Here is a 12,931-nt window from a genome sequence, read left to right on the forward strand (position 1 = left end):
CCTGCGCCTGATGCGCAGGCCGCTCCGGCTCCGGCCGCACCGGTTCGCGTGCCCGGCACGCCAAGCATTGCATCGACAGGCGAGGACATGTCCTGGTTTGACGACGCCCCAACGCCGGAATACAAACCGCAGCGCAAGAAGGTGGCAGCTCCGGAGCAGCCTGCCGAAACGCCGCCACAGCGTCCTGCGCCGGCAGCAAGGCCCGCGCCAACGCCGCCGCGCACCGCCGGCGTCCCGCCGGCAGCCAGGGCCGACGACGCGCCAGCCTACGACGATATCCCGATGGACGAACCGCCATCATGGTTCGACGACGAGCAGCCCGCCGCGCCAGGCATGGCGCCAGCGGCCACGCGTGGCAACGAGCAAACGCCGCGAGGCGCTGCCACGGCCGTCGCCAGCGCACCAGCGCCCGGCCCTGCAACGGATGAACAAATCGCCCAGATGGATTGGCCTGCGCTGCAAGCGGCAATCGCCTCCTGCACCCGCTGCGGCCGCTGCCAGACCCGCCGGCAAGCCGTCTCGGGCCGCGGCGACGAGCAGGCGACCTGGATCGCCCTCGACACCGCGCCAGGCCAGGCTGAGGATGCGGAAGGCTACCTGTTCGCCGGTGATCCGGGCTACCTGCTCGACAACATGCTGAAGGCCGTCGGCCAGGCAGCGGAAAAGGGCGCCTACCTCACCAGCCTGGTGAAATGCCACGCCCCGCACGCGCCGGGCGCCGAAGAGTTGCAAGCCTGCCGCCCATACCTCCAGCGCGAACTGGAACTGACGCAGGCAAAAGTCATCGTCGCCTTCGGCCACAGCACCGGCAAAGGCCTGCTGGGTGGCGCCGCACGAGGACGCATCATGCTGCACGGCGCCGTGCCGGTCGTCGCCACCTATCACCCGGCCGACCTGCTGAAAAAGCCGGAAGAAAAGGCCAAGGCATGGCAGGATCTGTGCCTGGCCAAAGCCGCGCATGCCGGCCGACGCTAGGACATTCCACCGCAAATGGGGTCACCTCGCGCGGCCCCACGTTCGCGCGCTGGCCTGGCTGCTCGACTCGCCCGACCTGCTCGACCCGAACAGCCCGCACTGGCAGGGCAAGATCGCCACGCTCGGTCCCATGACGGCCGCGGTGGCAAACTGGCTGGACGACCTTGACGCCGATCCTGCGCCGCTCGAGGAAGCCCTTGGCAAGCGCTTTTACTCGCGCCTTGGCCTGTATGCCGAGAAGCTGATGGCCTTCTACTTTGCCCAGCACGGCGCGCTGGCCGCCCACGGCCTGCAAGTCCGCGACGGCAGGAAGGGCACCATTGGCGAATTCGATTTTCTCTTGCGCGAAAAGGGCAGCGAAAACTTGCGCCACATCGAGTTTGCCACCAAGTTCTACTTGCTGGACGGCGACCCGGATTCCGGGAATTACAATCGCCTGGTCGGCCCCAACCTGGCCGACACGCTGGGCCTGAAGATGCGCAAGATCTTCAACGCCCAGTTACAGTTATCACAGCACCCGATCGCGCAAAAAGTCGCGCCCGCGCCCGTCACCCAAGCCCAGGCCCTGGTCAAGGGCTGGCTGTTCTACCATGCCACCGAAGCTGCGCCGCAGATCGAAGGCATTTCGCCCGACCACTGCCGCGGCTATTGGCGCACCCACAGCGAACAAGCCGCCGCGCAAGGCGAACAATTTATCGTGATGCCGCGCCTGCAATGGCTGGCGCCCCTGCGCACGCCTGTCCAGCGCAGCGAAAGCACTCCCACGCCGGCACCGCTCACGCGCGCTGCATTGCTGGACGTCCTGGCGGAAAAATTCGTCGCCGACCCAAGTCCCGTGCTGGTCGCAACGGTGCGGGAAGAGGGCGGCTGGCTGGAAGAAGCGGAGCGCGGCTTTGTGGTGCCGGATGATTGGCGCGCCCGTGCCCAGGCGCGCCGTAGCGACGGCGGGCTGCCGTCCTAGTGGTGCCCGCCGATCAGGCTGAGTGAATCGTGCTTGCGCTGGTTGGCGGCATGCAGCGCCATGATGGCCAGCATCGATCCCGCCAGGAACAAGCCAAACAGCACGATAATGGTGTTCAGGCCCAGGCCAAGCTTCACCATCGTGGCATACACGGCCAGCATGGTAAGGATGGACAGGTTCTCATTGAAGTTCTGCACTGCGATCGAATGCCCGGCGCTCATCAGCACGTGGCCCCGGTGCTGCAGCAAGGCATTCATCGGCACCACGAAAAAGCCCGACAAAGCGCCGACCACCAGCAGCAATACGTAAGCTAAGCGCAAGTCGTGCACGAAAATCATCGACATCACGATCACGCCCATCGCGATCCCGAGCGGAATTACCGACAGCGCCTTGCGCAAGGTAATGAAGCGCGCGGACAGCACGGCGCCCAGCGCCACGCCGACCACGACGATGGCAACAGTGGTGGTGGCCTTGTTCAACGGCATGCCCAGCGATTGCTTGGCCCATTCCAGCACGATGAACTGCAAGGTGGCGCCGGCGCCCCAGAACAGGGTGGTGACGGCCAGGGAAATCTGGCCCAGCTTGTCTCGCCACAGGATGCCGCAGCAGTCTGCGAAATCGCGCACCAGGCGCAATGGGTTGCGCTCTTGCCGTTCATAGACATAACCGGTGTCCGGTATGCGCAGGTTGAACACGGTCGCCAGCAGATAGACCACGCCCACCCACGCCAGCGCAATTTCGCTAACCGTGTCGAAGCCGGTCTCGATGCCCGGCACGTCAAGGGCCTGCAGGCCCGCCGAGACCGGGCCGCCGATCAGGGCGCCGCCTAGCGCGGTGCCGAGGATGATCGAGCTGACGGTCAAGCCTTCGATCCAGCCGTTGGCTGCCACCAGTTTTTCCGGCGGCAGCAGTTCCGTGAGGATGCCATACTTGGCCGGGGAGTAGATGGCGGCGCCCAGGCCCGCGACAGCATAGGCGGCCAATGGGTGCACGTCGTAGAAGAACAGGGCGCAGCCGAAAATCTTGATCATGTTCCCGATCAGCATGACGCGGCCCTTGGCCAGGGCATCGGCAAAGGCGCCGACAAAAGCCGCCAGCAACACGTAGAACAGGACGAAGGTCTCCTTCAGCATCGGCGTCATCCACGCCGGCGCTTTCATGGCCCCCAACATATAGATTGCGACGATCAGCAACGCAGAATCGGCTAGCGACGAGAAGAACTGCGCCGCCATGATGGTATAGAAACCTCGTTTCATCGCCTTAGTGCTTATGCTCTCCGATCAGGCTGAGCGAGTCGTGTTCGCGCTGGTTTGCGGCATGCAGCCGCATGATGCCAAGCATGGAGCCGGCGACGAACAGGCCAAACAGCACGATGATGGTATTCAGGCTCAGGTGCAGCTTCACCATCAGCGAATACACCGCAAGCATGGTCAGGATCGACAGGTTCTCATTGAAGTTCTGGACGGCGATGGAGTGGCCCGCACTCATCAGCACATGGCCGCGATGCTGCAGCAGCGCATTCATCGGCACCACGAAGAAGCCCGACAGCAGGCCAACGATCAGCAGCAGCGGATAGGCCAGGCGCACGTCATGCACGAAGATCATGCCCATCACGATGATGCCCATGGCAATGCCCAGCGGGATCACCGTCAGCGATTTGCGCAGCGTGATGAAGCGCGCCGACATGCCGGCGCCCACTGCCACGCCCACCGCAACGATGGCGATGGTGCTGGTGGCCTTGTTCAGCGGCATGCCCAGCGATTGCTTGGCCCATTCCAGCACGATGAATTGGAGGGTCGCCCCGGCGCCCCAGAACAGGGTGGTCACGGCCAATGAAATCTGGCCCAGCTTGTCGCGCCAGAGGATGCTGCAGCAGCCGGCGAACTCGGAAATCAGGCGCAGCGGGTTGCGCTCCTGGTGCTCGTAGACATAGCCGGTATCCGGAATGCGCAGGTTGAACAGCGCCGCCAGCAGGTAGGTGACGCCGACCACCGCCAGCGCGATTTCGGCCGACGTATCCAGGCCCGTTTCGATGCCCGGCATGTCGAAGCGGAGCAGCGCCGCCGCCACCGGCCCGCCAATCAGTGCGCCGCCCATGGCAATGCCGAAGATGATGGAGCTGACGGTCAGGCCCTCGATCCAGCCATTGGCCACCACCAGCTTTTCGGGCGGCAGCAGTTCGGTCAGGATGCCGTATTTGGCCGGCGAGTACACGGCCGCGCCAAAGCCGACCACCGCATAGGCAGCCAGCGGGTGCACATGATAGACAATCAGCGCGCAGCCAAAGATCTTGATCAGGTTGGAAATGAACATGACCCGGCCCTTCGGCAGGGCATCAGCGAACGCGCCTACAAATGCTGCCAACAGCACGTAAAACAGCACAAAAGTCAGCTTCAGCAATGGGGTTACCCACGCCGGAGCTTGCATGGTCACCAGCAGGTCGATTGCCACGATAAGCAGCGCATTGTCTGCCAGCGACGAAAAGAACTGCGCGGCCATGATGGTATAGAAACCACGATTCATTCAGGACGCCAGATAATTATCTCGGCATGCTTTATACCATGGAAAGTAAGGTTTCCCAAGAATTCGGCCAGCATCCTGCAAGCGCAAAAGGTAGAATGCTGCTTTCTTATTCTGCCGGTTTTAGACATGCCAAGGCCCATCGTCGCGCACATCCATCTCGCTGCAATGCAACAAAACCTGGCGCGCGCCAAAGCCTGCGCGCCGGGCGCCAAAGCCTGGGGAGTGGTCAAGGCCAACGCCTACGGGCATGGGTTGGAGCGCGGCATGCGCGGTTTCGCTGCCGCAGACGGCCTGGCGCTGATCGAGCCGGACAACGCGCTGCGCCTGCGTGAGATGGGCTGGACCAAGCCTGTCCTTCTTTTAGAGGGATGGTTCGACTGCGCGGACTTGCTGGCAATGGCGGAACATAGTATTGAAGGCGCCGTTCACTGCATCGAACAGCTTGAAATGCTCGAGCGCACGCCGCTGGCGCGCCCGATCAATGTGCACCTGAAAATGAACACCGGCATGAACCGTCTCGGTTTCAAGCCGGGCGAATACGCCGCGGCCCATGCCCGCTTGCGCGCCATCCCGCATGTGGGCGCCATTACCCTGATGACCCACTTCGCCAACGCCGACGAACTGCACCATCCGTGCATGCCGCTGGCGGAGCAGGTGCGCCGCTTCAATGAGGGGACCGCCGGCCTGCCGGGCCCGCGCAGCTTGTGCAATTCGGCCGGCATCCTGCATATGCCGGAGCTGGGCGCCAGCCTGGCGACCGACTGGATCCGTCCCGGCATCATGCTGTACGGCGGCACCCCCGGCGCCAAGACTGCGCAGGAATTCGGCCTGAAGCCGACCATGACCCTCTCCAGTGAATTGATCGGCGTGCAGGAAATCGGCCCTGGCGACTATGTCGGTTATGGCAGCCGCTTCAAGGCCGAGCAGGCCATGCGCATCGGCGTGGTGGCCTGCGGCTACGCCGATGGCTACCCGCGCCACGCGCCGGTCGACACGCCGATCCTGGTGGATGGCGTGCGCACCCGCCTCGTTGGCCGCGTGTCGATGGACATGCTGACGGTCGACCTGACCAATGTCCCCGGCGCGCGCGTCGGCAGCAAAGTCGTGCTGTGGGGCGAAGGCATGCCGATCGATGAGGTGGCGGCGGCTGCCGGCACCATCGGCTATGAATTGATGTGCGCCCTGGCACAACGCGTGCATGTAATCGAGGCGTAAGCAGATGGCCAAGGCAAAGACCAATTACACCTGCAGCGAGTGCGGGGGCATCAGCAGCAAGTGGACCGGCCAGTGCTCCTCCTGCCAGCAGTGGAACACCATGGTGGAGACGGTGATCGAAGCCGCCGGCGCCAACCGCTTTTCGCAGGCCCAGCACCAGTCGCTGGCGCAGACTGCGCCGGTGCTGTCGCTGCAGGATATCGAAGCGCTGGACGTACCGCGCTTCGGCACCGGCATTGAAGAATTCGACCGCGTACTGGGCGGCGGCCTGGTGGCGGGCGGCGTGGTGCTGATCGGCGGCGACCCCGGCATCGGCAAATCGACGCTGCTGCTGCAGGCGCTGGCCAATATGTCCAAGGTCAAGAGCGTGCTGTATGTCAGCGGCGAAGAATCCGGCGCCCAGATTGCGCTGCGTGCCAAGCGCCTGGCGGTTGATGCCAAGGACCTCAAGCTGCAGGCGGAAATCCAGCTCGAGAAAATCCTTGGCACGCTGGCCGACCTGAAGCCTCAGGTGGCGGTGATCGACTCGATCCAGACCCTGTATTCGGATGCGCTGGCCTCGGCGCCGGGCTCGGTGGCCCAGGTGCGCGAATGCGCGGCCCAGCTGACCCGCGTTGCCAAGACAAGTGGCACCACCATCATCCTGGTTGGCCACGTTACCAAGGAAGGCTCGCTGGCCGGTCCACGCGTGCTGGAACACATCGTGGACTGCGTGCTGTATTTCGAGGGCGATAATCACTCCAGCTTCCGCCTGGTGCGGGCCATTAAGAACCGCTTTGGCGCGGTCAATGAACTGGGCGTGTTCGCGATGACCGAGAAAGGCCTGAAGGGCGTATCGAATCCTTCGGCGCTGTTCTTGTCCTCGCATGAAAACCAGGTGCCCGGTTCCTGCGTCATGGTGACGCAAGAAGGCACGCGCCCGCTGCTGGTGGAAGTGCAGGCCCTGGTCGATACCAGCCACCTGCCCAACGCACGCCGCCTGTCGGTTGGCCTGGAACAGAACCGCCTGGCCATGCTGCTGGCCGTGCTGCACCGGCACGCCGGCATTGCCGCCTTCGACCAGGACGTCTTCATCAACGCCGTGGGCGGCGTGAAGATCACCGAACCGGCCGCCGACCTGGCGGTCCTGATGGCGATCAATTCTTCGATGCGCAACAAGGCGCTGCCCAATGGCTTCGTGGTGTTCGGCGAGGTAGGTCTGGCTGGCGAGATCCGGCCGGCGCCGCGCGGGCAGGAGCGCTTGCGCGAGGCGGCCAAGCTCGGCTTCTCCATCGCCATGATCCCGAAGGCGAATGCGCCCAAGCAGCCGATCAACGGCATGACCATTATTGCGGTCGAGCGCATCGACGACGCATTCAACCGCTTGCGCGAACTGCAGTGATGTAGATTTTTACGAAATATTGGCTACAATAACAGGCTCGATTCCAACCAGAAACCGGACAAGAAATTGTTAGTAGATTCAAGGCAAGGCGCCCGTAAAATACTGCGCGTACGGGCAATGATCGTGATGGACGGCGGCGCGCCGATGGCGGCACGTACTTTCGACCTGGGGCTGGCGGGTATTTCCCTGACTTCCGAGCATAAAGTGCAAGTCGGGGCCAGCGGCCAGATCGTGTTTGAAATGCTGGTCGATGGCAAACCGCAAATCGTCAATACGCGAGGCAAGGTCAACAATTGCATCGTCAGCGGCGACGAATTCAAGATCGGTTTCACTTTCGCGCCACTCGACAACGAAGCAGCCGGAGCAATAACCAAGTTCATGCGCTAAACTTAGCGTATGGACTATGTGAGCAGCTTGCTAAGCACAATGTACGGGACCTCGCTGGGCTTGGGGAATGCCAGCGTGGTGGGTGCCCCATCGGAAGCGGTGCTGGCCCGGGTCGAGCAGACGCTGGCGCCACAGCGCAGTGCCGCAGCCAAGCTCAACGCAAGCATCAGCCTCACCCAGGCGCGCTTTTCCGGCCTGGGGCAGTTGCAATCGGCTTTGTCGGTGTTCCAGGATCTTGCGGAAAGCCTCGCCGGTACCGGCCTTAGCACGCGCGCCAGCAGTTCGGCCGGCGGCGTGCTGGGCGTGACGACCAACGCCTCAGCGGCGGCCGGTTCGCATGAGGTCAAGGTCAGCCAACTGGCCCAGCAGCAAATCCTCGTCAGCCCCGAAGCGCAGAGCGCCGATACACGGCTCGGTACCGGCGCGCCGGCGGTGATCCGGATCGGCACTGGCGACAGCAGCAAGACCATCACTATTGATAGCCGCAACAACACCTTGCAAGGCATCGCCGATGTGCTCAAGGATGCGGGCTTCGATGCCAGCCTGGTGCGCTCCAGCACCGGCACGGCGCTGCAATTGCGCAGTGCCAGCGGCGAGGCGAACAAGTTCAGCATTTCAGTCGCGGGCGATGCCACGATACGCAGCCTGTTCGGCGCAGCGACCCAGACCCAGGCGGCACAGGACGCCATCCTGACCGTTGACGGCAAGACCATCAAGAGCGCCGATAACATTGTGGAGTCGGCGCTTGAGGGCGTCACGCTCAAGCTGACCGACAAAGGCGACAGCACGGTCACCATCGCGCGCGACAACAGCCAGGTTGCCAAGAACGTGGAAGCTTTTGTCAACGGCTTCAACGCGCTGCAGGACCGGCTGGACAACCTGGGCAAAGGCGCGCTGCGCGGCAATCCGGCGCTGGGCCAGGTGCGCGCCCAGCTCGATCAGTTGGCGCGTTCAGCGGGCGGCAGCAGCGAGACGCTGGCCAATGTCGGCCTGTCGATCGACACGAATGGCCGCCTCAAGCTGGATAATGGAATCCTGAATGCCGCGATTAACGCCAATCCCGAGGCGGTGACCAAGATTTTCACCAATGAGGGCAGGGGCCTGGCCGATGCCCTTGGTGCGCGCCTTGAAAGCCTCGGTGGCGAACGCAGCGTGGTATCGCGCGCCCTGGCGCAGGCCGACCGCGAAGTCGACACGCTGCAAAGCCGCAAATCCGCCCTGGCCCAAATGCTCACCGTGCAAGCGCAGGCACTGGTACGCCTTTACACGCAGGACGCGCAACTGGGCGGCGCCTCGTCGCTGTTCGACCTGTTTGCCTGACCCATAAAGACTGAAGGCCCCGACACCAGCATCCCGGAGGAGCTGTTGCGGAGCCTCGCTTCTGCAGAAGCGCAAAGCTACTCGTGGTAGCGGTCGACCAACCTATGATGTCCGCCGCGATATTCAGCGACAATTTCGAACGCGATCAACGCGATCATGGCGCCGAAAATGCCCATGGTGAACAATACCCACATAACTAACCAGCCGACGTTTCCGGGGGCTGCTCCCTAGAGTTGATACAATTAAACTCTAGCATCCGATATGGCAATTACAAGCCCAACAGAAAGATCTATTTCGTCACGAGGTCAGGCTGCATCACCGCCTTGAGGTAAAAGCTGGTTGGATCGCCCGCTTCACGCTGCACAAACCACCAGGCGGCGCCTTTTTTCATCTCCCAATCGCTGTCGTCGCCGGTCATCAGCAGGGCTGCAGCCTGGCCCAGCGTGGGCTGGTGGCCGACAATGAGCACCGATTCCTTCGACGAGGGCCAGTTGGCCGCCTTCAGGATATCGCTGGCGTCCGCGCCTGGCGCCAGGTCGGGATGGATCTTGTACTTGCGTCCCAATCCCGCCACAGTCTGCACCGTGCGCGTGGCCGGGCTGACCAGGATGCGGCAATTTTCCGGCAACACGGAATCCAGCCACTGGCCCATGCGGCGCGCCTGCTTATGTCCTTTGGGCGTGAGCGTGCGTTCCAGGTCCTCCAGGCCGGGCTGGGATGGTTCGGCTTCTGCGTGGCGCCACAAGATCAAGTCCATGCTTCCTCCCGTGACCAGGCTTCAATCCGCCGGCGCATCGGCCGGCGTACCGAGTAACTCCATCAGATGCTGCTGGGCGCTGAAGGCTTTCTGCTTGCCGCGTGTTTTGCGGCGCTGATACTGGCCGTGCGAATCCAGCTCCCAGGCGTTGGAGTTGTCCTTCAGGTAAGGCGTCAAACCTTCCGCAATGACACGCCGTTTCAGGCCCCGGTCCAGCACCGGGAACGCCACTTCAATGCGGCGCAGCAGGTTGCGGTTCATCCAGTCCGCGCTGGCCAGCATCACGTCGTGGGCCAGGTCGTTGCGGAAGTAATAGATGCGGCTATGTTCAAGGAAGCGGCCGATGATGGAACGTACCCGGATATTGTCGGACAATCCCGGCACGCCCGGCATCAGGGTGCAGGCGCCGCGCACGATCAGGTCGATCTTGACCCCGTCCTTCGACGCGGCATACAGCGCCCGGATTACCGGTTCATCGGTTAATGCATTGATTTTAGCGATAATCCGGCCCGGACGCCCGGATTTTGCGATTTTCGCTTCATTCCGTATCGCTTTGATGATCTGGTCTTGCAGCGAGAACGGCGCCAGCCAGATATGGTTCATGCGCTGCGGCTTGGTCAGGCTGGTCAGGTGCATGAAGACTTCGTTGACGTCGCGCCCCAATTGCGCCTCGCAGGTCAGGATGCCGAAGTCGGTATAGAACTTGGTGGTGGTCGGGTGGTAATTGCCGGTGCCGAGGTGGGCGTAGTAGCCGAGGCCGCCTTCATCGCGACGGATCACCAGGGCGATCTTGGCGTGGGTCTTCAGGCCCACCACGCCATACACCACCTGGGCGCCGGCCTGTTCCAGCTTGTCGGCCCAGTTAATATTGGCTTCTTCGTCGAAACGGGCCATCAGTTCCACCACGACCGTGACTTCCTTGCCGCTGCGGGCGGCTGCAATCAGCGCTTCCATCAGGTCGGAGTTCATGCCAGTGCGGTAGACGGTCTGCTTGATCGCCACCACCGCCGGATCGAGGGCCGCGCTGCGGATGAAGTCGATCACGGTCTGGAAGCTCTGGTAGGGGTGGTGCAGCAGGATGTCGTGCTTGCGGATGGTGGCGAAGATGTCATTGTTGACGGTCTTCGCTTGCACGCCCGCGATGAAAGGCGGAAAGCGCAGTTCGGGACGGCGTGCCTGCTCCACGATCTCGTTCAGGCGCACCATGTTCACCGGGCCGTCGACGCGGTACAGGCGGCTCTGGTCCAGGCTGAACTGGTCGAGCAGGAATTGCGACAGTTCGGGCGGACAGTTCTTGGCCACCTCGATCCGCACCGAGCGGCCGTAGGCGCGGCCTTGCAGCTCGCCTTTCAGCGCCTGGCGCAGGTTTTTCACTTCATCTTCATCCACCCACAGGTCGGAGTCGCGCGTGACCCGGAACTGGGAATAGGCCATCACATCGCGCCCGGCGAACAATTCAGAGATGTGGGCATGGATGACGGAGGAGAGCAGGCAGAACGATACGCCGCCTTCTTTGGATAGATGATCCGGCAAGCGGATCACGCGCGGCAGCACGCGCGGCGCCTTGACGATGGCGATGGCGGTGCCGCGCCCGAAGGCATCCTTGCCGCTCAGCGCAACGATGAAATTGAGGCTCTTGTTAACTACCTGGGGGAAGGGGTGGGCAGGGTCGAGGCCGATGGGGGTCAGCAGGGGGCGTACTTCGCGGTCAAAATAATCCTTGACCCATGCCCGTTGGGCTTCGTTGCGCTGGCTGTGGCGCACGATGTGGATGCCCTGGGCTTTCATTTCCGGCAACACTGCCGTATTAAATATTTCGTACTGGCGCTTGACCAGTTCATGACACTCGCTGCTGACCCGTTCCAGCGTGGCCGCCAGGGCAGGGTGATCGCCCAGGTCGCCATCGATGCTGGCGGCGGCCAGCAGGCTGGCGACCCTTACTTCAAAGAACTCATCCAAGTTGCTGCTGACAATGCACAGGTAGCGCAATCGTTCGAGCACAGGGATGGTGGCGTCTTCTGCCTGGGCCATCACGCGGCGGTTGAACGCCAGCTGTGACAGCTCCCGATCAAGGAATGCTGTTTTCATAACTAATAGTATATTTGAGAAATATGACAAGTTTGTGACCTTGTCCTACACTTAATTTTGACGTGTCATAAAGCTGTCATATTGACGTCATACACTGCGCAGCATTCAACCCAACCCCTGAAAAGGATCTTTGATATGCGCATGAAACAGTTGTTGACCTCCTTCGTTGTTGGCGCTTCGGCGGCAATGGCATTCTCGACCGCTTTCGCAGCGGACATGACCGGTGCAGGCGCAACTTTCCCTTATCCGATCTACGCCAAGTGGGCTGAAGCCTACAAGGCATCCACCGGCAATGGCCTGAACTATCAGTCCGTCGGCTCCGGTGCCGGTATCAAGCAGATCAAAGCCAAGACCGTCGATTTCGGCGCTTCCGACATGCCTCTGAAAGCAGAAGAGCTCGACGCTGACGGCCTGATGCAGTTCCCGGCCATCATGGGCGGCGTGGTGACCGTAGTGAACCTGGATGGCATCGCTCCAGGCCAGCTGAAACTGACCGGTCCGGTTGTGGCTGACATCTACCTGGGCAAGATCACCCAGTGGAACGACGCAGCAATCGCTGCCCTGAACCCTGGCGTGAAGCTGCCAGCTGCTGAAATCACCGTGGTGCACCGCGCTGACGGCTCCGGCACCTCCTTCCTGTTCACCGACTACCTGTCGAAAGTGAACCCAGAGTTCAAGACCAAGATCGGTGCGGGCACCGCTGTGAAGTGGGTAACCGGCGTCGGTGGCAAGGGTAACGACGGGGTGGCCGCCAACGTGCAGCGTATCAAGGGCGCCATCGGTTACGTGGAATGGGCCTACGCCAAGAAGAACAAGATCGCTCACACCCAGCTGAAGAACAAGGACGGCAACTTCCTGCAGCCTGACGACGACAACTTCAAGGCCGCTGCTGCCAACGCAGAATGGACCAAGACCCCAGGCTTCGGCGTGGTGCTGACCGACCAGGCTGGCAAGACCTCCTGGCCGATCACCGGCGTGTCCTACATCCTGATGCACAAGCAGCAGGCTGATGCGAACAAGGGCAAGGAAGTCATCAAGTTCTTTGACTGGGCTTTCAAGAACGGCGACGCTGCTGCGGTCGAACTGGACTACGTTCCGCTGCCTGACACCGTTGTGAAGCTGGTGCAGACCTCGTGGAAGGCTAACCTGAAAGATGCTTCGGGCAAGCCGCTGAACTGATCTTCTTGAAACCGGCCCCCCGGTGTCAGACCCTGTGGGTCAGGCATCGGGGTACCGGTTTGAAGAGGAGGCTAAGCGGGGCGGCTTGAACAAAGGCCTCCCCGGTTAGCTAACCAAAACATAAATCATGAGTGCAGAAATCACC

General features: G+C 62.2%; 11 protein-coding genes. 7 read left to right on the forward strand and 4 right to left on the reverse strand.

Translation table 11 applies throughout. The annotated features are described in order from the left end of the window. Positions 1 to 87 precede the first annotated feature (87 nt). Both ACN9MZ_RS12665 and ACN9MZ_RS12670 read left to right on the forward strand, forming a co-directional pair. Complete coding sequence (locus ACN9MZ_RS12665; protein ID WP_426342460.1) at positions 88 to 975, forward strand: uracil-DNA glycosylase; 888 nt, start codon at positions 88 to 90, stop codon at positions 973 to 975. After that, positions 959 to 1,936 (forward strand): DUF1853 family protein, encoded by a 978-nt coding sequence (locus tag ACN9MZ_RS12670; protein ID WP_426342461.1) that lies wholly within the window; start codon positions 959 to 961, stop codon positions 1,934 to 1,936. Before ACN9MZ_RS12665 ends, ACN9MZ_RS12670 begins: the two co-directional genes overlap by 17 nt. On the opposite strand, the gene lplT (ACN9MZ_RS12675) is transcribed toward ACN9MZ_RS12670, so the two are convergent. Both lplT (ACN9MZ_RS12675) and lplT (ACN9MZ_RS12680) read right to left on the reverse strand, forming a co-directional pair. Beyond that, on the reverse strand, positions 1,933 to 3,192 hold the full coding sequence (lplT, locus tag ACN9MZ_RS12675; protein WP_426342462.1) for a lysophospholipid transporter LplT: 1,260 nt from the start codon (positions 3,190 to 3,192) through the stop codon (positions 1,933 to 1,935). The genes ACN9MZ_RS12670 and lplT (ACN9MZ_RS12675) overlap by 4 nt on opposite strands. Before the next feature lie 4 nt (positions 3,193 to 3,196). After that, positions 3,197 to 4,459: a lysophospholipid transporter LplT gene (gene lplT, locus ACN9MZ_RS12680; RefSeq protein ID WP_426342463.1), complete on the reverse strand. Its 1,263-nt coding sequence runs from the start codon at positions 4,457 to 4,459 to the stop codon at positions 3,197 to 3,199. A 126-nt stretch (positions 4,460 to 4,585) separates the two neighbouring features. Between lplT (ACN9MZ_RS12680) and alr the strand changes: the two genes are divergently transcribed. The 4 genes from alr (at position 4,586) to fliD (ending at position 8,762) form a co-directional block, all read left to right on the forward strand. Beyond that, positions 4,586 to 5,674 (forward strand): alanine racemase, encoded by a 1,089-nt coding sequence (alr, locus tag ACN9MZ_RS12685; protein WP_426342464.1) that lies wholly within the window; start codon positions 4,586 to 4,588, stop codon positions 5,672 to 5,674. 4 nt (positions 5,675 to 5,678) lie between these two features. Beyond that, a complete protein-coding gene (radA, locus tag ACN9MZ_RS12690) occupies positions 5,679 to 7,055 on the forward strand; it encodes a DNA repair protein RadA (RefSeq protein ID WP_426342465.1) in 1,377 nt (458 codons plus the stop codon). Positions 7,056 to 7,121: 66 nt separating this feature from the next. Further along, a complete protein-coding gene (locus ACN9MZ_RS12695) occupies positions 7,122 to 7,442 on the forward strand; it encodes a PilZ domain-containing protein (RefSeq protein WP_426342466.1) in 321 nt (106 codons plus the stop codon). 39 nt (positions 7,443 to 7,481) lie between these two features. Then, positions 7,482 to 8,762, forward strand: coding sequence for a flagellar filament capping protein FliD (gene fliD / locus ACN9MZ_RS12700; RefSeq protein WP_426342467.1), 1,281 nt, complete (start codon positions 7,482 to 7,484; stop codon positions 8,760 to 8,762). Positions 8,763 to 9,051: 289 nt separating this feature from the next. Here fliD and sixA read toward each other — a convergent pair whose 3' ends face one another. Both sixA and ppk1 read right to left on the reverse strand, forming a co-directional pair. After that, on the reverse strand, positions 9,052 to 9,519 hold the full coding sequence (gene sixA / locus ACN9MZ_RS12705; RefSeq protein ID WP_426342468.1) for a phosphohistidine phosphatase SixA: 468 nt from the start codon (positions 9,517 to 9,519) through the stop codon (positions 9,052 to 9,054). A gap of 21 nt (positions 9,520 to 9,540) precedes the next feature. Then, the gene (gene ppk1, locus ACN9MZ_RS12710) at positions 9,541 to 11,607 is read right to left on the reverse strand and encodes a polyphosphate kinase 1 (protein ID WP_426342469.1); all 2,067 of its coding nucleotides are present in this window, start codon (positions 11,605 to 11,607) and stop codon (positions 9,541 to 9,543) included. Between the two features lie 135 nt (positions 11,608 to 11,742). Here ppk1 and pstS point away from each other — a divergent pair, with 135 nt between their 5' ends. Beyond that, the gene (gene pstS, locus ACN9MZ_RS12715; RefSeq protein WP_426342470.1) at positions 11,743 to 12,786 is read left to right on the forward strand and encodes a phosphate ABC transporter substrate-binding protein PstS; all 1,044 of its coding nucleotides are present in this window, start codon (positions 11,743 to 11,745) and stop codon (positions 12,784 to 12,786) included. Positions 12,787 to 12,931 lie beyond the last annotated feature (145 nt).

The sequence above is a fragment of the Pseudoduganella sp. S-14 genome (assembly GCF_049913285.1).
Lineage (GTDB): Bacteria > Pseudomonadota > Gammaproteobacteria > Burkholderiales > Burkholderiaceae_D > Rugamonas.